The organism is Streptomyces sp. NPDC050388, assembly GCF_040655635.1.
Classification (GTDB): Bacteria; Actinomycetota; Actinomycetes; order Streptomycetales; family Streptomycetaceae; genus Streptomyces.
In genome coordinates this window covers 1-22549 of sequence record NZ_JBFAKH010000076.1, presented here as the reverse complement: position 1 = coordinate 22549, position 22549 = coordinate 1, and the positions used below count along the sequence as shown (strand labels likewise).

At 71.7% G+C, this 22549-nt stretch carries 18 protein-coding genes; 8 read left to right on the top strand and 10 right to left on the bottom strand.

Translation table 11 applies throughout. The features are described 5' to 3' along the window. Positions 1-191 precede the first annotated feature (191 nt). Positions 192-857, bottom strand: a complete 666-nt coding sequence (locus AB0I73_RS31845; protein ID WP_363043214.1) for an HAD family hydrolase — start codon at positions 855-857, stop codon at positions 192-194. A 326-nt stretch (positions 858-1183) separates the two neighbouring features. After that, a complete protein-coding gene (locus AB0I73_RS31840; protein WP_363043212.1) occupies positions 1184-1684 on the bottom strand; it encodes a hypothetical protein in 501 nt (166 codons plus the stop codon). Positions 1685-2034: 350 nt separating this feature from the next. Here AB0I73_RS31840 and AB0I73_RS31835 point away from each other — a divergent pair, with 350 nt between their 5' ends. After that, positions 2035-2676 (top strand): Rv3235 family protein, encoded by a 642-nt coding sequence (locus AB0I73_RS31835; protein ID WP_363043210.1) that lies wholly within the window; start codon positions 2035-2037, stop codon positions 2674-2676. 104 nt (positions 2677-2780) lie between these two features. On the opposite strand, the gene secA is transcribed toward AB0I73_RS31835, so the two are convergent. Further along, positions 2781-5618: a preprotein translocase subunit SecA gene (secA, locus tag AB0I73_RS31830; RefSeq protein WP_363043208.1), complete on the bottom strand. Its 2838-nt coding sequence runs from the start codon at positions 5616-5618 to the stop codon at positions 2781-2783. Between the two features lie 278 nt (positions 5619-5896). Between secA and AB0I73_RS31825 the strand changes: the two genes are divergently transcribed. Next, positions 5897-6466, top strand: coding sequence for a GNAT family protein (locus tag AB0I73_RS31825; protein ID WP_363043206.1), 570 nt, complete (start codon positions 5897-5899; stop codon positions 6464-6466). An 86-nt stretch (positions 6467-6552) separates the two neighbouring features. After that, positions 6553-7740: a crosslink repair DNA glycosylase YcaQ family protein gene (locus AB0I73_RS31820; protein WP_363043204.1), complete on the top strand. Its 1188-nt coding sequence runs from the start codon at positions 6553-6555 to the stop codon at positions 7738-7740. A 2-nt stretch (positions 7741-7742) separates the two neighbouring features. On the opposite strand, the gene AB0I73_RS31815 is transcribed toward AB0I73_RS31820, so the two are convergent. The 7 genes from AB0I73_RS31815 to mtnA form a co-directional block, all read right to left on the bottom strand. Next, complete coding sequence (locus tag AB0I73_RS31815) at positions 7743-8525, bottom strand: response regulator transcription factor (RefSeq protein WP_363043202.1); 783 nt, start codon at positions 8523-8525, stop codon at positions 7743-7745. Positions 8526-8734: 209 nt separating this feature from the next. Continuing rightward, positions 8735-9427, bottom strand: a complete 693-nt coding sequence (gene raiA / locus AB0I73_RS31810; RefSeq protein WP_363043200.1) for a ribosome-associated translation inhibitor RaiA — start codon at positions 9425-9427, stop codon at positions 8735-8737. A 312-nt stretch (positions 9428-9739) separates the two neighbouring features. Further along, a complete protein-coding gene (locus AB0I73_RS31805; protein WP_363043198.1) occupies positions 9740-10753 on the bottom strand; it encodes a ComF family protein in 1014 nt (337 codons plus the stop codon). An 88-nt stretch (positions 10754-10841) separates the two neighbouring features. Next, the gene (locus AB0I73_RS31800; protein WP_363043196.1) at positions 10842-12704 is read right to left on the bottom strand and encodes an LpqB family beta-propeller domain-containing protein; all 1863 of its coding nucleotides are present in this window, start codon (positions 12702-12704) and stop codon (positions 10842-10844) included. Continuing rightward, the gene (gene mtrB / locus AB0I73_RS31795; protein ID WP_363043194.1) at positions 12694-14829 is read right to left on the bottom strand and encodes an MtrAB system histidine kinase MtrB; all 2136 of its coding nucleotides are present in this window, start codon (positions 14827-14829) and stop codon (positions 12694-12696) included. The genes AB0I73_RS31800 and mtrB overlap by 11 nt, the downstream gene beginning before the upstream one ends. Position 14830: 1 nt before the next feature. Next, complete coding sequence (gene mtrA / locus AB0I73_RS31790; RefSeq protein ID WP_193478414.1) at positions 14831-15520, bottom strand: two-component system response regulator MtrA; 690 nt, start codon at positions 15518-15520, stop codon at positions 14831-14833. Between the two features lie 4 nt (positions 15521-15524). Further along, entirely contained in the window at positions 15525-16673 is a 1149-nt protein-coding gene (gene mtnA / locus AB0I73_RS31785) for an S-methyl-5-thioribose-1-phosphate isomerase (RefSeq protein ID WP_363043191.1), read from the bottom strand. 156 nt (positions 16674-16829) lie between these two features. Here mtnA and AB0I73_RS31780 point away from each other — a divergent pair, with 156 nt between their 5' ends. The 5 genes from AB0I73_RS31780 to AB0I73_RS31760 are packed head-to-tail and all read left to right on the top strand — an operon-like array spanning position 16830 to position 22413. Then, positions 16830-18125 (top strand): hypothetical protein, encoded by a 1296-nt coding sequence (locus AB0I73_RS31780; protein WP_363043189.1) that lies wholly within the window; start codon positions 16830-16832, stop codon positions 18123-18125. Positions 18126-18168: 43 nt separating this feature from the next. Beyond that, a complete protein-coding gene (locus tag AB0I73_RS31775; RefSeq protein WP_363043228.1) occupies positions 18169-18918 on the top strand; it encodes a DUF4129 domain-containing protein in 750 nt (249 codons plus the stop codon). After that, on the top strand, positions 18915-20114 hold the full coding sequence (locus AB0I73_RS31770; RefSeq protein ID WP_363043187.1) for a DUF4350 domain-containing protein: 1200 nt from the start codon (positions 18915-18917) through the stop codon (positions 20112-20114). The genes AB0I73_RS31775 and AB0I73_RS31770 overlap by 4 nt, the downstream gene beginning before the upstream one ends. Continuing rightward, entirely contained in the window at positions 20114-21103 is a 990-nt protein-coding gene (locus tag AB0I73_RS31765) for a MoxR family ATPase (RefSeq protein ID WP_363043226.1), read from the top strand. Before AB0I73_RS31770 ends, AB0I73_RS31765 begins: the two co-directional genes overlap by 1 nt. Next, positions 21103-22413, top strand: a complete 1311-nt coding sequence (locus tag AB0I73_RS31760) for a DUF58 domain-containing protein (RefSeq protein ID WP_363043185.1) — start codon at positions 21103-21105, stop codon at positions 22411-22413. Before AB0I73_RS31765 ends, AB0I73_RS31760 begins: the two co-directional genes overlap by 1 nt. Positions 22414-22549 lie beyond the last annotated feature (136 nt).

The window sequence follows — 22549 nt, the reverse complement described above, 5'->3', positions numbered from 1 at the left end:
CGTGCTCTCCGGGCGCACGGCGGGGACGGCGAGGCCCCCGCGAGCTATCGCGCTGATCACGTCACCCAGGCTATCGCCCCCCGCAGGGGGCCCGTCATGAGCCGTATGTGTACAAAACACGGGGTGGAACTTGGACGTTCTGCACAGTGCGCGCCCGCGGTGCTCGGTGCTGCGTGCGCGGGGCCCGGTGGTCAGTCGGCCAGGCGTTCCGCTTCCGCGACGGCCTCCGCCAGCGTGTCCACCACCGGCACCCCGACCGCTTCGAGGCTGGCCCGGCTGTGCGAGCCGCCGGTGTAGAGCACGGCTTTCGCTCCCACGTGCCGGGCGGCCAGCGCGTCGTCGGCGGCGTCCCCGATCACCACCGTACGCGCCGGGTCGACGTCGGTCAGCGCGCGGAGGTGGCGCACCATGTGCTCCGACTTGCCTCCGCCGGACGGCCCGGACCGCCCGTCGACGCGTATGAAGTGCGGCTCGATGCCGAAGCCCCGGACCAGCGGCACGAGGTCGTCGTGCCCGTACATGCTGAGGATGGACTGGCTGCGCCCCGCCTCCGACCACTGCGCCAGCAGCTCGGCCGCGCCCTCGGCGAGCGCGCACCGCACCCGGTGTTCGGAGTAGTACCGGTGGAAGGTCGCGTCCATCAGCTCCCACTCGTCCCCGCTCGGCAGCCGCCCCATCAGCCGCTCGTAGAACTTCGGCACCGGCACGCAGTACAGCTCCCGGTACCGCTCCAGCGTGAGCGGCTCCAGGCCCAGCTCGGCGAAGGCCGCGTTCGTCGCGCCGATGACCGCGTCGACGTCGTGGAACAGCGTGCCGTTCCAGTCCCAGACGATGTGCGCGTCCGTGTGCATCCCCATGGAAGAAAAGTACCCGCCGGCACTGACAACCGGGCCGCCGACTCGGACCTCGGGGCCTGTCCGACGGCTCATGCCGCAGACGCGGAGGCCGGCACGCCCTCCCCCAAGCTCTTCGAGCAGGGGGATCCCAGCGGCGTTGTCGTCACTCGCCGACTCCCCCGAGCTCTCGACGAGCTCGGGAAGGGAGGGGACCCCATCGCGTCGACGCCCTTCTCCGCCGTGCGGCTGCACACCCCCACTCCCGGCTGCGCTCAAGCGGGGGCACCCCCTCACCCCTGCTGGCAAGGCACCGTCGATTTCCTGCGCCCTGCTCCGCCGAGCAGGCCCTAAGCCGTCGGGCCCAGCAGGTTCGGGATCTCCTGGGTGGCGTACCACAGCAGTTCGTGGTCCTCCGCCCCGTCCACGGCGGACTGGGCGTTCCCGTCCCCGCCGTCCGCGGCCGGCAGCGCGTCCGCGGCCGACGCCACGTCCGCCTCCGCGTCCTGAGCGTCCACGTGCACCGCCGCCGCCCTGTCCAGCCGGACGGGTCCGTCGACCCGCACCGCACCGGGGCCGGGGGCCGGATCGGCCGAGACCGCCCGGTCGGGCACGTCCACGGCGACCACGACCCGGCGCCGCGGCGCCGCGGTGTCCGCAGCCAGCAGCCGCAACGAGGCCAGCGCGGCACCGCCCAGGGCCGCGTACTCCAGCTCCTCGACGTCGTCGGAGCGGTACCACTCGCGCAGCGCGGGCGTCACACCGTGGGCGGCGAACGGTCCCGGGCCCAGCTCACCCGTCCGGTACGCCTCGGCGAGTCCCGGGAGGGTGAGGGGGACGTAGACGCGCATGTCGGCCGCTTTCGTGGTCGGAGGTCCGCCGGCGTTCCGTCGAGGGGTGGTCGCACCCGGCCGGCTGGGCCTTCAGGATACGTGCGGGCGTCCCCCATCGGGTCCCTGCCCACCTCCTGGGCCGCGTCCACCCCGAGCCCGGAATTCACCCGGTGCTCCCGCCCCAGCACGGGGCCGAGGAGCCGCCATTCACTCGGATAAGTGAATTCCGCCGCCGCTCCGACACGGCTCACGACGCCTTGCCGCCGCACTCCACCGCCCCGTACAAGATCCCCAACCCCGAAGTTACTGCCCGGTATCGCCTCGGTCCCCCGGTCGACGGCGACTCCCGGCCCGTCGAACGGAGTCCCTTGAACAAGGTCATGACCAGGGCTCAGCGCCGCACCGGCACCCGCCCTCCCGGCCGTCGCGACACGCGCCGCCCCGCCGGCGGCACCGTCCCGCCGCGCACCCCCGCGGGAGGCACCGCCCCCGCCCCGTCCCCCGACGGGGGCCGCCCCTCTCCCGCACCCGCCCCGGCGTCCACGCGCCCCACCGACAACCGCCCGCCGTCCTTCACGCCGACGGCCAGGGCCACGGCCACTGCCACGGCCCTGCTGCGACAGCGCCCGGCTCTCCCGGCGCCCGCGCCCCGGCCTCCCCGGCCGGCGCAGCCCCGTCCCACCGACCGCTTCGCCGAGCTGCTGCTCGCCGTCCTGAGCGGTCAGCGGCCCGTCCACTCGATGCTCCGGCACACCGCGGGCCGCGCCTACGACGAACTGGCGGACCTCGCCGAGCGCGGTCCGCTGCGCACCCGTGGCACCCGCCCGGTGGTGCGGGACATCGGCTACTACGTTCCCCGCGAGGGCGCGCTCGAGGTGTTCGCCCGGATCGGTGCCGGCGACCGGCTGCGGGCCATGGCCTTCCGCCTGGAACAGGGCCAGGACCTGCGCTGGCGCTGCACCGCCGTGGAACTGGGCGGTACCCGCCCGCCCCGCTCCCACGACCGCTGACGCCGGAAGGCCGGGCGACCCTGGGGTCTGCCCGGCCCTCCGCCTGCTCTCACGGCTCCGTACGGAGCTTCACCGCCGATCGGCCCAGAAGCCTCTCAGCTCGCTCACTTCTTGCGGCGGCGACCGCCCCGCGCCTGCTTGCGGCGCTCGGCGCGCGTGAGGCCGTCGGCTTCGGAGCGCACCGGCTCGTCCTCGGCGAACTCGCCCTCGACGGTGCCGCCCTCGCCGTCCACGGTCGGCGCGGAGAAGTGCAGGTTCCGCCGCTGCGGGGCGTCCAGCCCCTTGGCACGGATCTCCGGGCGGGCACCCGCCTGCGCGGGCACCGCGTCCTGCACCACCGGCTCCGGCTTGGCCTCCTCGACCGGGACCTCCTCGACCTGCTGCTCGACCTGGACCTCCAGGTTGAACAGGTAGCCGACGGACTCCTCCTTGATGCCGTCCATCATCGCGGTGAACATGTCGAAGCCCTCGCGCTGGTACTCGACCAGCGGGTCCTTCTGCGCCATCGCGCGCAGGCCGATGCCCTCCTGGAGGTAGTCCATCTCGTAGAGGTGCTCGCGCCACTTGCGGTCCAGGACCGACAGCACGACCCGGCGCTCCAGCTCACGCATGATCTCGGAGCCGAGCTGCTCCTCACGCTGCTCGTACTGCTTGCGGATGTCCTCCTTGATGGAGTCACCGATGAACTCGGCCGTCAGCCCGGCGCGGTCGCCGGCCTCCTCCTCCAGCTCCTCCACGGTGACCTTCGTCGGGTAGAGCTGCTTGAAGGCGCCCCACAACCGGTCCAGGTCCCAGTCCTCGGGGAAGCCCTCGGACGTCTCGGCCTGGACGTAGGCGTCGATGGTGTCGTCCATGAAGTGGTGGATCTGCTCGTGCAGGTCCTCACCCTCCAGGACGCGGCGCCGCTCGCCGTAGATGACCTCGCGCTGCCGGTTCATGACTTCGTCGTACTTCAAGACGTTCTTACGGGTCTCGAAGTTCTGCGTCTCGACCTGCGACTGGGCCGACGCGATCGCGCGCGTGACCATCTTGTTCTCGATCGGCACGTCGTCCGGAACGTTCGCCATGGACATCACACGCTCGACCATCTGGGCCTTGAACAGACGCATCAGGTCGTCGCCGAGCGAGAGGTAGAAGCGGGACTCGCCGGGGTCGCCCTGACGGCCGGAACGACCGCGCAGCTGGTTGTCGATCCGCCGCGACTCGTGCCGCTCGGTGCCGAGCACATAGAGCCCGCCGAGCCGCTCGACCTCGTCCTTCTCCGCCTTGACGGCGTCCTCGGCCCGCGCGAGAGCGTCCGGCAGGGCGTGTGCCCACTGCTCGATGTGCTCCTCGGGGTCGAGCCCGTGCTGGCGCAGCTCCGCCTCGGCGAGGTCCTCGGGGTTGCCGCCGAGCTTGATGTCCGTACCACGTCCGGCCATGTTGGTGGCCACCGTCACGGAGCCCCTGCGGCCCGCCTGGGCGACGATCGACGCCTCGCGCTCGTGGTGCTTGGCGTTCAGCACCTCGTGCTGGATGCCGCGCTTGCTGAGCTGCTGCGAGAGGTACTCGGACTTCTCCACCGAGGTGGTGCCCACGAGGATCGGCTGACCCTTGGCGTGCTTCTCCTCGATGTCGTCGACGACCGCCTCGAACTTGGCGACCTCGGTGCGGTAGATCAGATCCGACTGGTCCATGCGGATCATGGGCCGGTTGGTCGGGATGGGCACCACACCGAGCTTGTAGATCTGGTGGAACTCGGCGGCCTCGGTCATCGCCGTACCGGTCATGCCGGACAGACCGGGCTGCTCCTTGCCGTTGTGGTCGCGGCGCTTGTAGAGGCGGAAGAAGTTCTGGAGGGTGATCGTGGCGAGCGTCTGGTTCTCGTCCTTGATCGGCACCGACTCCTTCGCCTCGATCGCCTGGTGCATGCCCTCGTTGTAGCGGCGGCCGGCGAGGATACGGCCGGTGTGCTCGTCGACGATCATGACCTCGTCGTCGATGATCACGTAGTCCTTGTCGCGCTTGAAGAGCTCCTTGGCCTTGATGGCGTTGTTCAGGTAGCCCACCAGCGGGGTGTTGACCGACTCGTAGAGGTTGTCGATCCCCAGCCAGTCCTCGACCTTGGCGACCCCGGACTCGTGGATGGCGACCGTGCGCTTCTTCTCGTCGACCTCGTAGTCGCCGGTCTCCTCGATGCCCTTGAGCGGGTTGCCGGCCTCACCGCGCTTGAGGCGCTTGACCAGCTTGGCGAAGTCGCCGTACCACTTGGTGGCCTGGTCGGCCGGGCCGGAGATGATCAGCGGCGTACGGGCCTCGTCGATGAGGATGGAGTCGACCTCGTCGACGACGGCGAAGTTGTGGCCGCGCTGGACGAGCTCGTCCTTGGACCACGCCATGTTGTCGCGCAGGTAGTCGAAGCCGAACTCGTTGTTCGTGCCGTAGGTGATGTCGCAGTTGTACTGCTCGCGGCGCTGGGCCGGCGTCATGTTGGCCAGGATGCAGCCGACCTCGAGGCCCAGGAACTTGTGGACGCGGCCCATCAGCTCGGAGTCGCGCTCGGCCAGGTAGTCGTTGACCGTGATGATGTGGACGCCCTTGCCGGACAGCGCGTTCAGGTACGCGGGCAGGGTGCCGACGAGGGTCTTGCCCTCACCGGTCTTCATCTCGGCGACGTACCCCATGTGGAGGGCGGCGCCGCCCATGATCTGCACGTCGTAGTGGCGCTGGCCCAGGACGCGCTTGGCGGCCTCGCGGACGGTGGCGAAGGCCTCGGGGAGCAGGTCGTCCAGGCTCTCACCGTCGGCGTACCGCTCCTTGTACTCATCGGTGAGGGCACGCAGCTCGGCGTCGGAGAGGTCGACGAAGTCCTCTTCGATGGAGTTGACCTGGCCCGCGATGCGGTGCAGTTTGCGCAGGATCTTGCCTTCGCCTGCACGCATGATCTTCGAGAGGACGGACACGGGGGGTGGTCTCCTTGCCGGTCGGGCCTGGGACGGTCGGTTTCCATTTCATTGCTGAGCAACGGCCATCGTATGCGAGGACCCCACCACGTCGGGAGGCCTGCCGCGACGGTGACCACGCACGGCTTCACATCTGTTTCACGGCTGCTTCGAAGAGGACAACGTCCGGAGCCCCCGGATGGTGCCGCTTCATCCATCGAATCGTGCGAAGGGTGATCGTTTCCTCACGTACGGCAAATGGTTGGCGCCGATCACTCCCCCATGAGGAGAATCGGCCGATGGAACCCGTCACGCTCACCACCGACCGCCTTCTGCTGCGCACGGTCGGCCCCCAGGACACCGACGCGGTGTACGCCGCCTGCCAGGACTCCGACATCCAGCGCTGGACCACGGTCCCCTCCCCGTATCTCCCCGAGCACGCGCAGGGCTTCACGGAGCAGATGTGTCCGGACGGCTGGGCGGACGGTTCTATGTTCACCTTCGGCGTCTTCCTCCTCTCCGGGGAGCTCACGGGCATGCTCGGCGTCACGATGCGCTCCCCGGGGGTGGGCGAGATCGGCTACTGGGGCGTCAAGGAACACCGCGGCAACGGCTACATGACCGAGGCCGCCGTCACCGTCTCCCGCTGGGCCTTCACGAAGATGTCGATCGACCGGGTGGAATGGCGCGCCGAGGTGGGCAACCGGGCCTCCCGCGCGGTGGCGGAGCGGGCGGGCTTCGTCGTCGAGGGCACCCTGCGCTCCGCGATCAACAACAAGGGCACGCTGCGGGACTGCTGGGTGGGCTCTCTGCTGCCGTCCGACCTGGGACTCGCGTCCACGGCGCCGTACCTGCCCGCCGGGGAGTAGCGGGTGGGGGAGCGGAAGCGGAGAAGGGGGCGGCGCACGTCCGGACTTGGGGCCGGTGTCAGTGCCGCCCCCTATCGTGCGGACGCATGACGACTCTCCCGCGTCCGGCCACGGACCTTTCGGCGGCAGAGGCCCGCCGCATCGCCCTGCGCGCCCAGGGCTTCCTGGGCGCCCCCGACCGTCGCTCCGGCGTCCGGGGGGTCCTGCGTCACCTGGGCGCGGTGCAGCTCGACACCATCTCCGTCCTCGCCCGCTCCCACGAGCTCATCCCCTACGCCCGCCTCGGCGCCGTGGGCCGGGAAACGGTCGAGGCCGCGTACTGGAAGGCAGGCGCCCAGCCGCCGCGCGCGTTCGAGTACTGGTCGCACGCGGCCTGCATCCTGCCCGTCGAGGAGTGGCCGCACTTCGCCTTCCGCCGCCGCGCCTACCGCGGCCGCCCGCACTGGAACCACGAGCTCCCCGACGGTGCCTACGACCAGGTCGTCAAGCAGCTCCGCGCCCAGGGCCCGCTCACGGCCACGGAGTTGGGCGGCGCGAAACGCACCAGCGAGTGGTGGGACTGGTCCGGTGCCAAGGTCGCCGTCGAGCGGGCCCTGATGTACGGCGAGGTGGTGTGCGTCGAGCGTCGCGGCTGGAAGCGGGTCTACGACCTCGCCGAACGCGCGATCCCCGAAGCCCTGCTGCACGACGAGCTGGACGACGCCGAGTGCCTGCGCCGTCTGGTCCGCCTGGCCGGCCGGTCCCTCGGCGTCGGGACCCGCGCGGACCTCGCCGACTACCACCGCCTCAAGGGCGAGCAGGTCGACGCGGTGATCGCCGACTCGGGCCTGGTGCCGGTCGCGGTCGAGGGCTGGTCCAAGCTGGCCTGGGCCGATCCGGAGGCCCTCGCCGCACCTCCGCGCGGACGTCACCGTACGACGCTGCTGTCCCCGTTCGACTCCCTGGTGTGGGAACGGGCCCGCACCGAGCGGATCTTCGGCTTCACCCACCGCCTGGAGGCCTACGTACCGAAACAGAAGCGGGTGCACGGCTACTTCGCGATGCCCGTACTCGCCGGCGGCCGGCTGGTCGGCCGCGTCGACCCGGCGCGCGAGGGCCGCACGCTGGTGGCCAGGCAGATCACGCTGGAGGGTCCCAAGGCGGTCCCCGCCGTCGCGCAGGCCCTGGTCGAGGCGGCGAGCTGGGTGGACTGCACGAACGTCCGCGTGGAGCGCGTCGACGCGCCCGAACTGCGCGAACGGCTCACCCGGGAGCTGACCCGCGCCCTCGCCTGAGGTCACCGGATCTCGAGGATCTTCTCCCGCATCGCGTAGACCACCGCCTCCATCCTGGAGTGCAGCTGCAGCTTCTCCAGGATGTTGCGCACGTGGTTCTTCACGGTGTTCTCGGAGATGAACAGCTCCTTGGCGATGTCGCGGTTGTTCATCCCCGTGGCGACGAGCTTGAGCACTTCGAGTTCACGGTCCGTCAGCCGGGGCGCGGGCACCAGCCGGCGCTCGTCGGTGCGCTGGATCATCGACTTGAACTCGGTGAGCAGCTTCGACGCCATGGAGGGGCTGATCTGCGACTGTCCGTCGGCCACCGCGCGAATGGCGGTGGCCACCTCGTCCGTGGAGATCTCCTTGAGGAGGTAGCCGGTCGCACCCGCCTTGATGGCGTCGTAGAGATCGGCCTCCTCGTCACTGATCGTCAGCATGATGATCTTCGCGCTGGGGGCCACCTCCTTGATGGAGGTGCACGCCTCGATGCCGCCCCGCTTGGGCATCCGCACATCCATCAGGACGATGTCCGGCAGCAGGTCCGCTGCCTTCTCCACGGCCTCGGCGCCGTCCCCCGCCTCGCCGACGACCTGGATGTCCTCCTCGGCCGCGAGGACGATCTCCAGTCCCCGGCGGAACAGCGCGTGGTCGTCCACCACCAGGACCCTGATCGGCTCCTTGCCCGTCTCCTCGGCCGGTTCACCGGCCGGCTCCTGGTACCCGGAGCCCGCGTGCGGGCCCCTGCCGGTGACGCCGTCGTCGGAGTCCTCTCCACGCATCGGGCCGAAGCTGTCCGCCATCGTTCCTCCCCCTGAAGGCTGTGGCCGTGGTCGTGAGCCATCGCCAACCCAAGGCAACGGCCCACCGATTGGGCCGTTGCCGCCATGATTCCATGCCCGGACGGCACCGGGGTGCCGACGTGGGATGCGAAGTGGTCGCACACCGGTGCCCCTGGGGGCGCACACGCACGCACCCAGGGGCACCGGTTCAGCCACTGCCGCCCGCCGGGTCAGCCGCCGAGGGGCCCGCCCGCCTCGGGAGCATGCGGCTGCGTGACCATGGTGTCCGTACTGAGGTGGATCACGCCGTAGTCGTAGGCGTGCCGTCGGTAGACGACACTGGGTTCCTTCGTCTCGGAGTCGACGAACAGATAGAAGTCGTGCCCGACCAGCTCCATCTCGTAGAGGGCCTGATCGAGGGTCATGGGGGCGGCCACGTGGGTCTTCTCGCGGACGACGAGGGGGCCGTCACCCTGTACTTCCAGTGTGCCGATCTTCTTGGTGGGGACTGCGTCCTGCCCCTCCTCAAAGGAATGCGCGCCCGTCCCGTTGAGCGTCGCCGCACCCGGGACGTGGTCGGGGACCTCCGCTGCCGAGATCCTGCGCGCGCCGCGCCGTGAATAGCGCTTGTCGTGCTGCTTGCGCAGCCGGGCGTCCAGCTTCTCCGCTGCCAGGTCGAGCGCCGCGTACGGGTCGCTCGCCGCTGCCTCCGCCCGGATCACCGGACCGCGGGAGTGGAGCGTGATCTCCACTCGGGCGCTGCGGTCGGCCTGCCGGGGGTTGGGCTCCTTGGACACCTCGACGTCGAGGCTGATCACCTTGCCGTCGAGCTTCTGGATCCTCTCCAGCTTCAGCTTCTCGGCCACGTGCTTCCGGAACCGCTCGGGCACCTCGATCTTGCGGCCCTTGACGACGATGTCCACGCAGAACTCCGTTCCCGGATCGCTCCGCCTCGGTGCGGAGCGTCTCCCTTTTGCACCAGGCCCCGGTCGACCCCGGAACCTCGGACTCGGTGACTTCCACCTCCATCCCCCATGGACGAGATCTACAGTCCACCAGCCCGGGTGATAACAGAAAACCCGTGGCACGGCATTCGGATTCGAGAGGTGCGGCCTGCGGCTTTCCCTCTCAACCGAACATATCTCGCCCGGACGGACGTCGTCACCCTCTACCGCCGCGCACCTCCGTTCAGGTGAATTCGCCCTCTCACTACCTGCAACGATGCAAGTTCCCAGTCAGTTCCGGTTTATTTCGAAAGAATCTGGTGAAGCCGCAACAACCGCCGCGCACTTCACGTCAATGGGCCGATCGGCTCCATCCGCACCCGCCACCGGGGCCGAACGGCCAGGCCCTTGATCCACCCTCTCGTGAGTCGATCCGTTTCGCCGTTCCCGTCGTTCTTGTCCTTCCCTTCGTGCCCCTCTCCTTTCCCATGTCTCACCCCTGTACACGGACGCGGACGCCGAAACACTCGAATCAGGCCCGACATCCACCTTCATGCGCGCCCCTCGCGCCCCCCACGCCCCCACAAGCGCTCCCGCACGCGGCTCGGTGTGCAACGCGAGACGCACCGCGCGCGCGGCCTCCGCCAGCGACGCCCCGGTCGTCATCAGGTCGTCGACGAGTACGACGGAGCCGTCGCGCAGCAGCCGGTCACAGCCCGGCGCCACCGCCAGCGCACCGGCGAGATTGGCCAGCCGCCGCCGGGCGTCGAGCCCCGACTGGTCGGCCACGTCCCGCCGGTGCCGCAACGCGGGCAGCACCGAAACGGGCAGCCCCTGGCGCCGCAGCGCGCCCGCCGCCGCCCGCGCGATCCGCAGCGCCGGGTCGTGCCCACGGGCCCGCACGGTCCGCCGTGCGGACGGCACGGGCACCAGCAGGACCGCCCCGCGGTGGCCGCGCACCGCCCCCGGAACCCCACCGGGACCCGACCGCGCCGCCCCCAGCGGACCCGTCTCCCGCAGACCCGCGCGCACCGCTTGCGCCAGGGCCTCGCCCAGCGGCCGGGAGAGGGCCAGGGCGCCCCGCTCCTTGTGGGCCAGCAGCGCGGCACGCACCTCGTCCGCGTAGGGGGCGGCGGCGTGCACGACCGGCAGTCCGACCGGCCGCGGCACCGGGCACACCCCGCGTGGCGCGGCGCCGCTCAGTGCCGTACGGCACCGCTCGCAGAGCACCGCACGAGGTCTGCCGCACCCGCCGCACTCGGCCGGGAGCACCAGGTCGCTCAGGTCCTGCCACCAGCGCCGCATGGCCCCACTGTGCCAACGCCCGCAGCCTCCGGCCACCCCTGTGGAAAACTCCGCACAACCCGCGGACCGGTCACCCCGGACAGAGCGGTCACCCCGGATAGACCGGCGCGGTCCCCTCCGTCACCTGCTGCCACTGCGCACCCGACGGCAGCCGCACGATCCCGTCCACCGAGTACGCCACCAGCGGCACCTGTTCGTCGGGGGAGGCGGTCACCGCCTTGACGCCGGTCAGGGCGGCGGGCTGAGGCACCTCGGGTATGGAGCCGTCGACCTCGACGTACCGCATCTGCTCCACACCTCCTTCCTCCCGCCCGACCACCACGAGCCGGCTGTCCCCGGTCCAGGACATGGCGGTGACCTTCTCCAACTCCGGCGTCGCGGGCCGCAGGTCCAGCACGGTGACGGTCGGCTGCTCGCCCGTGGTCCGTTCCTCCCCGTCCGGGCCGTCCCGCTCGATCCGCCCGATCATCAGGGACCGCCGGTCGCCCTTGGCCACGACGAGCGCGACCCTGACCCCGTCGGCGGCGACCCGGACCGCCTGGATCCGCCCGTCCAGGCCCGGCGTCCGTACTTCCAACGGCTCGCCCCCGCCCTCCTCCAGCAGGAACAGCCGGGGGTTCCCGGGGTCCTGGTCGGCCACCCACAGGCCGCCGTGCGCGTCCCAGCTGGGCGCGGTCAGCCGGTCGCCCTCGGACTTGCCCCGGCTGGTCAGCACGGGCTCCCCGAGCGAACCGCCCGGCACCAGCGATCCGACGTACAGCGACTTCCCGTCGAGCGCGACCCCGGCCGCGGTGCGCTCGTCCCGCGAGACCGCCACCGACCGCAACGGCGCCGCGCCCTCGCCGAGCGGCCCCGGCACCGGCTCCGGGTCCGGCTGGGTGGCCCTGTCGCCCGCCGGGAGCCGTACCAGCCGGTGCTCCTCGTCGATGAAGTACAGGTATTCGGGGTGGCTCAGCGACTCCCGGTCGGCCACGGTCCCGGTGGCCTCCTGGGCCAGCGAGCACAGCTTCTTCCCGGCGGCCCGCAGCTCGACCTCGTCCACGGCGGGGCTGAGGTTGCGCAGCGTGAACAGCAGCTGGGCCGCCATCTCCCCGCACCTCTTGGTGCCGACGTCGGCCGCCTTGTCGTTGAGCGGCACGGTCAGTCTGCCCCCGTCGTCCGCCGTCAGCGGACCGGTGCCCTTGCGCAGCGCCGTCCCCGCGGGGAAGCTCGACCTGACGGCCGGGTCCAGCCAGTTCGTGGGCCCGCTCAGGAGGGAGCGGACCATCTGGGTGGTGGGCTCCACGTGACTGCGCACGTAGACCGGGTCGGCGACGGCCATCGGCGGCCCGTCCGCATCGGGTCCACCGGCTCCCGCGGTGTTCGAGGCGAAGTAGTACTTGTTGACGGACATGTAGTTGCGCTGGAAGTCCGACTTGCCCATGACGACGCCCTGTGGCACCCCGTCGATGCGCCACTGGCGGGTCTTCACGTCCTGTGTGAGATGCACGAGCTGGTCGTACGGCCCGGAGTCGGCCGTGTACGCCTGCTGTGCGTCCACGGTGGCGACCTTGTCGCCGGTCAGATTGAAGGAGAGCTCCCCGTCGTCCTCGCGGCCCGGCGGGCCGGGCTGGGCGCCCGGCCCGTCCGCCAGCACCGTGGTGGACAGCTCCGGCTTCCATACCTCCGCCGCCTCGGCGGTCAGATACTGGCGCGCGGTGCTGTAGTCCGGGTCGTCGCTGGTCAGCGCCTCCAGGAAGCCCTGCACGATCTGGGGCGGCGACGCGTCCTCACTCGGCGGCATCGCGAACACCCGCACCTGCGCGTCCTGGCGGGGCGTGGAGTCCACGCCCCGCACATCCCCGCTGTCGGGCATCGAGGCGCACCCGGCCAGCAGTACGACACCGCTGGTGGCGCACGCCACCACTCGTGCCGGTGCCGTCCTGCCGCGCCCTGCGCGCTCACCGCCCACGCGAAGCCTCCCCTTGCCTGTCCGCCTGCCGGTACCCGGACCGGTCCTCGGGTTCGTTCTCTCGCCGGTCCGGGTCCGTCGTCCCGTTCTCCCCGCCGGGGTCGCCGAAACCGGCGCCCGCATCGGCGCCGGCCTGCCCCCCGGCCCCCGCCGGCCGCGACACCACGCGCGCGCCGTTGCCGGGCAGTGCCGTCGGGTCGGCCGTGGGGGCCGCGGTGGCCGACAGCGTCGCGAGCGGATCGCGGGCCGCGCGGGCCGGTCCGTCGGTGTCCGCGGACCGCGCGGGCACGGTGGACTGTTTTTCGCCGTCCCCGCCGCCCTGCGGCTCGCCGACGCCGCCGAGCCCGCTGTTGCGTCGTGAGTCCCTGGGCTCCAGGGGGATCGGGGAGCCCCGCAGCGGCTCGTCGGCCGTCCTGGGCAGCGTCAGCCGGAACTGCGAGCCGCCGCCCGGCTCGCCCCATGCCTGGAGCCAGCCGCCGTGCAGCCGCGCGTCCTCCAGGGCGATGGACAGCCCCAGTCCCGTACCGCCGGTGGTCCGCGCGCGTGCCGGGTCCGCCCGCCAGAAGCGGCTGAAGACCCGGGTCGCCTCACCGGGCTTGAGCCCGACACCGTAGTCCCGCACCGCGACCGCGACCGCCCCGCCCGCCGCGGCGAGCTTGACGACGACGTCCTTGCCGTCGCCGTGCTCCACGGCGTTGACGACGAGGTTGCGCAGGACGCGCTCCACGCGCCGCGCGTCGGCCTCGGCGACGACGGGCTGCTGGTCGCCGACGATCTTGATCGGCGTGCCCTTGCGCTCGGCGAGCGGCTCGGCCCCGCTGACCACGCGCCGTACGACTTCACGCAGGTCTATCGGCTCCGCCTCGAGCGCCGCCGCGCCCGCGTCGAAGCGGCTGATCTCCAGCAGGTCCGAAAGCAGCGACTCGAACCGGTCGATCTGGTCCGCGAGCAGTTCGGCCGACCGCGCGGTGACCGGGTCGAAGTCCTCACGCGCCTCATGGATGACGTCCGCGGCCATCCGTACGGTCGTCAGCGGCGTCCGCAGTTCGTGGGAGACGTCCGACACGAAACGGCGCTGCATCCGCGACAGTTCCTCGAGCTGGTTGATCTTCAGCTGGAGGTTCTGCGCCATCTTGTTGAAGGCCTCGCCGAGCCGCGCGATGTCGTCCTCACCGGTGACCTTCATCCGTTCCTGGAGACGCCCGGCGGACAGCCGCTCCGCGATCCCGGCGGCCATCCGCACCGGCGTCACGACCTGCCGCACCACGAGCCAGGCGATCGCCCCGACGAGGACGACGACGAACAGCCCCGCGGTCGCCAGAGTGCCCTTGACCAGGCTCAGCGACTTCTCCTCCTGCGTGAGCGGGAAGAGGTAGTACAGCTGGTACGGATCACCGTTGGGGTCGTTGACCTGCTTGCCGATGACCAGGCCGGGCTGCGAGTCCGCGCCGTTGCTGTAGACGATCCGCGTGTACCGCTGCGCCGCCGCGGTGTTGGCGTCGATCCTGTCCCGCAGGTCCCCGGGCACGCTCTGCGACGGGTCGACGTGCCCCGAGGCACGCGGGCCGCGCCCGCCGCCGCTCTCGTCGTCCATGGGCAGGGTGACCACGTCGAAGGCTCCCTGGCCGCCGCTGGAGAGCGACTCCACGAGGTCACTCATCCACTGGATGACGCTCTGCGAGGACCGGTCGCCCACCGCGACCGCGTCCTCACCGGTGCCGCTCGTGGCCTCGTCGGCCTGCTGCTTGGCCACCGCGAACCCGCCGGTGGCCTGGCTCTGCGACGCCTTCACCTTGGCGTCCAGCAGACCGTTGCGTACCTGGCCGATGACGACGAAGCCCAGCAGCAGGACCACGCCCAGCGACATCAGCAGCGTGGTGACGACGACCTTCAGCTGGATGTTCCGCCGCCACAGCCGCATGACGGGCAGCAACGGCCTGCGCACCCAGCGGACGAACAGGCGGATCACCGGGCTGCCCTGGACTCCGCCCTGCAGCAGCCCGTCCTTGAGCAGGCGCCCCCAACGGGGGCGCCCTGATGCCCGGCTGCCGGACGATCGGCCGACAGGCGGCTCCGACGGGTCCCCGGGCCGGCCGGGCGCCGGAGCGGCACTGTCCCCGGACACGTCAGCTCGGTCCTGCCTTGTACCCGACGCCACGGACGGTCACCACGATCTCCGGCTTCTCCGGGTCCTTCTCGACCTTGGAGCGCAGCCGCTGGACATGGACGTTCACCAGCCGGGTGTCGGCCGCGTGACGGTACCCCCAGACCTGTTCCAGCAGCACCTCCCGCGTGAACACCTGCCACGGCTTGCGGGCCAGCGCGACCAACAGGTCGAACTCCAGCGGGGTCAGCGCGATCGACTGCCCCTCCCGCTTCACGGAGTGTCCGGCCACGTCGATCACCAGGTCGCCGATGGCGAGCTGTTCCGGCGCAGGCTCCTCCGACCTGCGCAGCCGCGCCCGGATCCGGGCGACCAGTTCCTTCGGCTTGAACGGCTTGACGATGTAGTCGTCGGCACCGGACTCCAGGCCCACCACGACATCGACGGTGTCACTCTTCGCCGTGAGCATCACGATCGGCACCCCGGACTCCGCCCTGATCAGGCGGCACACCTCGATACCGTCCCGGCCGGGCAGCATCAGATCGAGCAGCACCAGGTCGGGCTTGGCCTCACGGAAAGCGGCCAGCGCCTTGTCGCCGTCGGCTACGAAAGACGGTTCAAAACCTTCACCACGCAGCACAATGCCGAGCATCTCGGCCAGTGCGGTGTCGTCGTCGACGACAAGGACTCGTCCCTTCATAAACGACATCATCCCATTAGCTCATCGTGACCTGGCGTGACCTGGCGCACAGCTCGGCCAGGGCCTCGGCCGTCACGGGTGAGACGGCACCTTCCTCCGTGACGATCGCCGTCACCAGTTCCGGTGGTGTCACGTCGAACGCCGGGTTGTACGCCTGGGTCCCCAGGGGTGCCACAAGAATCCCGCCTCCCGCTTCGGTTCCGGCCACCGGCACCTGCGGTGCGGTGACCTCGGTCACTTCATGGCCGGGGCGCTGCTCGACCTCGATGGACGCCCCGTCCGGCGTCTGCGGATCCACCGTCGTCACCGGGGCCACGACGATGAACGGCACATGGTGGTACCGCGCCAGCACCGCGAGCGGATAACTGCCCACCTTGTTCGCCACCGAGCCGTCGGCCGCGATGCGGTCCGCCCCTATGAGTACCGCGTCCACCTCACCGGCCGCGAACAGGGATCCCGCCGCGCTGTCGGTGAGCAGGGTGTACGCCATTTCACTGCGGGCCGCCTCGTATGCCGTCAGGCGAGCACCTTGCAGCAACGGGCGCGTTTCGTCCACCCACAGCCGCCTGAGCCGGCCCGCCCGGTGCGCCGCCAGCGCCACCGCGAACGCCGTGCCCTCACCACCCGACACCAGTGAGCCGGTGTTGCAGTGGGTGAGGATCCGGTGCCCGCCACCGGGCAGCAGCTCGTCCAGCAGTGCCACTCCGTGCTCGGCCATCCGCGCGCTGGCCTCGGCGTCCTCGCGGTGCAGCCGCCGTGCCGCGGCCAGCGCGGCCCCGGCTGCCTCCCTCTCGTCGCCGCCCCGGGCGACAACGCCCCGGTGGGCGGAGAGGGCCCGGCGCACCCCCACCGCGAGGTTCACCGCGGTGGGCCGGGCGCCCTCCAGCGCAACCGCGGCGTCGTCCACGTCGAAGCCCCGTGCGGCGGCGAGTGCGACGCCGTACGCACCGGCGATGCCCAGCAGGGGCGCACCGCGCACGGCCAGTGAGCGGATCGCCTCCACCAGCGCGGGTGCGTCCGTGCAGACCAGCTCGACCTCCTCGGCCGGCAGTCTCGTCTGGTCGAGAAGGATCAGAACGGGCCCTTCGGGTGGCTCTTCCCAGCGGAGCGCAGGTATCTCGGTCGGCCGCTTGTGGTCGCCGCCGTGTGCGTACTGATCAGCCATGCGGTCAGTCTGCCCCCTGCGGCACGGACAATTGAAGGTGCAGCCCGTCCCTCGGCAGATCCGACAGGTCCGGCAGGCCCGTTGACGAACACCCCATGGCACGATGGCTGCGAACCTGCCGCCGCGACCGCGGACGGGCACCGTGAAGGAGCGATGATGAACGACACTCCGGGCTGGGCCTCGCCCGGATCCGCCCCGTCCGACGGGCAGGAGCCGGGTCAGGACGCACCCCAGGGCCCGGGCGTCAAGTGGTCGAAGGAGCAGCCGCCGCCCAGCCAGTGGTCCGCGCCCACCGGCCCGCCCGGCGCCACCGGCCCCGGCCAGGCTCCCCCGCCCGCACCGCCCGGCCCGGGATGGGGCACCCCGCCCCCCGGCGGCCCCGCGGGGCCCGGAGGATACAGCAGCCCCGGTGGCTACGGAGGTCCCGGTGGTTACGGAGCCTGGGGAGGTGGCTGGGGCGGTCCCCCGCCTGCCGCAAAGCCCGGTGTGATCCCGCTCCGCCCGCTCGGTGTGGGCGAGATCCTCGACGGCGCGGTCTCCACCATGCGCACCCACTGGCGCACGGTCCTCGGCATCTCGCTGACCGTCGCCGTCCTCATCCGGATCGTCGTCGTCCTCGTCCAGGGACTCTTCCTGAACAGCTCCAGCGCCGCGGTACTCAACGACCCGAGCGCCACCCTCGACGAGCTGACCGGCGCCATGGGCGTCTCCCTGCTCAACAGCGGGGTGGTCTCCGTGATCACCCTGGTCGGCACCGTCGCCGCCACCGCCCTGCTCACGGCGGTCACCAGCCGTGCCGTGCTCGGCACGTCGGTCACCGCCGCCGAGGCCTGGCGCGACGCCCGCCCCCAGGTCCTGAAGCTGTTCGGTCTGATCTGCCTGCTGCTGCTCATCACTGTCGTCGTCATCACCCTGGGCGCGCTGCCCGGCATCCTCGTGACCGTCACGGTCGGCGGCCCGGGAGGCGTGGCGCTCACGGTCCTGGGCGTCATCGGCGGCGGCATCGTCGCCATGTGGCTGTGGGTCCGCTTCTCGCTGTCTGCGCCCACGCTGATGCTGGAGAAGCAGGGCGTCATGAAGGCGCTGAGCCGGTCCGCGAAGCTGGTGCGCGGCTCCTGGTGGCGGATGCTCGGCATCCAGCTGCTCGCGTCGATCATCGCGGGCATCGTCGCGTCGATCATCGTCATCCCCTTCGCCGTCCTCGCCACGGCGTTCAGCGGTGACGGCGTCTCCGGTCTCCTCAACAGCGCCGGCGGCGACATCGGCTGGGCGTTCCTCATCATCAGCGGGATCGGCGCGGTCATCGGCTCCACGATCACGTTCCCGATCACGGCCGGCGTCACCGTGCTCCTCTACGTCGACCAGCGCATCCGCCGCGAGGCCCTCGACCTCGAACTGGGCCGCGCCGCCGGCGTCCAGGGCTACGGTCCCGGCACCACCCCGGGGAGCTGAGGGGGTGCACACCACGGGGGGAGTTCTCACTGCGGCGCAGACGCTGCCCGAAGCCGCCGCCGTCGCCGTGCACACGCTGCTGCGCGGCGACGGCGAGCCGCCCGTCACCATCCCGCGCGATCCCGCGCGGGAGGCGGCCCGGCGCGAGCTGTCCAAGCAGATGTACCACGAGAACGATCCCAGCTGGTTCCAGCGGGCCCTGGACGCCTTCTGGGAGTGGGTCGGCAAACTGTTCGACACCGCCGCCACCGCGACACCCGGCGGTGCGCTCGGACTGATCGTCGTCATCGCCGCCGTGATCGCCGTCCTGGGCGCCCTGTGGTGGCGGCTGGGCACCCCGCGACGCCAGCCGACCTCCGCGCCCGCCCTGTTCGACGACCGGCCCCGCAGCGCCGCCGAACACCGTGCGGCCGCCGAGGCGCACGCCGCCCAGGGCCACTGGAACCAGGCCGTGCAGGAACGCATGCGCGCCGTCGTCCGCGCCCTGGAAGAACGCGCCCTGCTCGACATCCGCCCGGGCCGCACCGCCGACGAGGCGGCCGCCGAGGCGGGCCGCGCCCTGCCCGCCCACACCGACCGGCTGCGCACCGCCGCGCGGAGCTTCGACGACGTCACATACGGCGGCCGGACCGCGACGGAACAGTCGTACCGGCACCTCACCGAACTCGACCGTGACCTGGAACGCAGCAAACCCCGGCTCGCGGGCGCCGCTGTCGGCGACGGCAACGGCACGGACACCAGCGACCGCAGCGACAACACGGGCGGCAGCGCCCGCCAGGGAGCCGCCGGATGACGACCGAGGTCACGCTCCCCTCCACCTCGGCCTCGCCCACCGCCCGCCAGGTGTGGACCCGCGCGCGAGGTGTCGTCCTCGCGCTCGTCCTGCTGATCGTGGCGGCCGTCGTCATCGCCGTGGTCCGCTCCGACGCCCGACACGGCGAACTCGACCCGCGCTCCGCCGACCCCTACGGCAGCCGCGCCGTCGCCGAACTCCTCGCCGACCGCGGTGTGGACACACGCGTGGTCACCACCCTGCACGAGGCGTCCGCCGCCGCGAACCACGACACGACCCTCCTGGTCGCCGTCCCCGACCGCCTGACCCACCGCCAGCAGTCGAGACTGCACACCGCGGTCGCCGACTCCGGCGGCCGCACCGTCCTGGTCTCCTCCGGCAGCGCGTCCGTCGACCGGCTCGCCCCGGGTGTCACCGCCGACCCGGTCACCAGCTTCGGCTCCACTCTCTCCCCCCGCTGCTCCCTGCCCGCCGCCCGCAGCGCGGGCACCGCCGACACGGGCGGCATCCGCTACACCACCACCCATCTCGACGCCGACGAGTGCTACCCCAGCGAGCGCCTGGCCACCCTGTTGCGCATCCCCGCGGCCACCGGCGGCGGGGACACCGTCCTCATCGGTGCCCCCGACATCCTCCGCAACGACCGTCTCGACGAGCACGGCAACGCCTCGCTCGCCCTCCAACTCCTCGGCTCCCGCCCCCATCTGGTCTGGTACCTCCCCTCACTCGCCGACGCCTCCGCCGCCTCCGAGGACGGCCGGCGCGGCTTCTTCGACCTGCTCCCCTCCGGCTGGCTCTGGGGCACCCTGCAGCTCTTCATCGCCGCAGCCCTGGCCGCCCTGTGGCGGGCACGCCGGCTCGGCCCCCTCGTGCCCGAAAGACTTCCCGTCGCGATCCGCGCCTCCGAAACCGTCGAAGGCCGCGCCCGCCTCTACCGCAAGGCGAATGCCCGGGACCGCGCGGCCGCCGCTCTTCGCTCCACCACGCGCACCCGTCTCGCCCCCCTCGTGGGTGTCCCCGCCTCCCAGGCACACGCGCCCGAGGCCCTGCTGCCCGCCCTGTCCGCCCGCCTTCACGGCGAAGGACAGCCGTCCCCGCACGATCTCCTGTTCGGCCCGCCCCCCAGCGACGACGCAGCCCTGACCTCCCTCGCCGACCGACTCGACGCCCTCGAAAGAGAGGTACGCCGTCCATGATGGACCCGACCACTGACAACGCCGCGCACACCGGGGACCCGGCCGCCGCCAGGGCCTCCCTGGAGGCCCTGCGCGCCGAGATCGCCAAAGCCGTGGTCGGCCAGGACCCCGCTGTCACCGGCCTCGCCGTCGCCCTGCTGTGCCGCGGCCACGTGCTCCTCGAAGGCGTTCCCGGCGTCGCCAAGACCCTGCTCGTCCGCACCCTCGCCGCTGCTCTGGAACTCGACACCAAACGCGTCCAGTTCACCCCCGACCTGATGCCGAGCGACGTCACCGGCTCCCTGGTCTACGACGCCCGCACCGCGGAGTTCTCCTTCCAGCCCGGCCCCGTCTTCACCAACCTCTTCCTCGCCGACGAGATCAACCGCACGCCTCCGAAGACCCAGGCGTCGCTCCTGGAGGCCATGGAGGAACGGCAGGTCACCGTCGACGGCACCCCCCGCACCCTCCCGGAGCCCTTCCTGGTCGCCGCCACCCAGAACCCCGTGGAGTACGAGGGCACCTACCCCCTCCCCGAGGCACAGCTCGACCGCTTCCTCCTCAAGCTCACCATTCCCCTCCCGTCCCGCCAGGACGAGATCGACGTCCTCACCCGCCACACCGAGGGCTTCGACCCCCGCGACCTGCGCGCCGCCGGCGTACGCCCCGTCGCGGGCGCCGCCGACCTGGAAGCGGCCCGCGCCGCGGTCGCCAGGACGACGGTCTCCCCCGAGATCACCGCCTACGTCGTCGACATCGTCCGCGCCACACGCGAATCGCCGTCCCTCACCCTGGGCGTCTCCCCCCGAGGAGCCACCGCCCTCCTGTCCACCGCCCGCGCCTGGGCCTGGCTGACGGGACGCGACTACGTCATTCCCGACGACGTCAAGGCCCTCGCCCTCCCCACCCTCCGCCACCGCGTACAGCTGCGGCCGGAGGCCGAGATGGAAGGCGTCACGACCGACTCGGTCATCAACGCCATCCTCGCCCACGTCCCCGTCCCCCGCTGATGGCCCTCACCGGACGCGCCGCCCTCCTCGCGGCACTCGGCTCCCTCCCCGTCGGCATCTGGGAACCCGGCTGGACGGGCATCCTCGCCGTCAACGCCCCCCTGGCGGTGGCCTGTGCCTGCGACTTCGCCCTGGCCGCCCCCGTACGCCGGCTCGGCCTGAGCCGCGCCGGGGACACCTCGGTACGGCTGGGCGACAGCGCGGACATCACCCTGACGCTCACCAACACGTCCCGCCGTCCGCTCCGTGCCCGCATCCGTGACGCCTGGCCTCCCAGCAGCTGGCAACCCGGCACCGAGGTGACGGCCTCCCGCCACCGCCTGTCGGTCCCCGCCGGTGAGCGCCGACGCATCACCACCCGGCTGCGTCCCACCCGTCGGGGCGACCGCCAGGCCGACCGCGTCACCATCCGCTCCTACGGCCCGCTCGGTCTCTTCGCCCGCCAGGGCACGCACCAGGTCCCCTGGACGGTACGGGTGCTGCCGCCGTTCACCAGCCGCAAGCACCTGCCGTCCAAACTGGCCCGCCTGCGCGAACTGGACGGCCGCACCAGCGTCCTGACCCGCGGTGAGGGCACGGAGTTCGACAGCCTGCGCGAGTACGTTCCCGGCGACGACACCCGCTCCATCGACTGGCGTGCCACAGCCCGCCAGTCCGCCGTGGCGGTACGCACCTGGCGTCCCGAGCGAGACCGCCACATCCTGCTCGTCCTCGACACCGGCCGCACCTCCGCGGGTCGTGTCGGCGACATCCCCCGCCTCGACGCCTCCATGGACGCGGCCCTGCTCCTCGCGGCGCTCGCCTCCAGGGCCGGCGACCGCGTGGACCTCCTCGCCCACGACCGCCGCCTCCGCGCCCTCGTGCAGAGTCGGTCTGCAGGCGACGTGCTCCCCTCCCTGGTCAACGCCATGGCCACGCTCGAACCGGAGCTCGTGGAAACCGATGCCCGGAGCCTCACGGCCACGGTCCTGCGGACGGCCCCCCGCCGTTCCCTGATCGTCCTGTTCACCACGCTCGACGCGGCCCCCATCGAGGAGGGTCTGCTTCCCGTACTGGCCCGACTCACCCAGCGGCACACAGTCCTGCTCGCATCGGTCGCGGACCCACACCTGGCCCAGATGTCGAAGGCCCGCGGAAAAGCCGATGCGGTGTACGAGGCAGCGGCGGCCGCCCAGGCCCAGACCGAACGCGACCGGACAGCGGAGCAGCTCCGCCGCCACGGCGTCACCGTCGTCGACGCCACCCCGGACAGCCTGGCGCCGGCACTGGCCGACGCCTATCTGGCACTGAAAGCAGCGGGCCGCCTCTGACGAAGAACCCAGTAACCAGAAAAGGCGGGTGAAGGGCCCGCCCCTGAAATGCAGAAAGCCCCGCACCTGTCGGTGCGGGGCTTTCCCACAATTTGTTCGGCGGCGTCCTACTCTCCCACAGGGTCCCCCCTGCAGT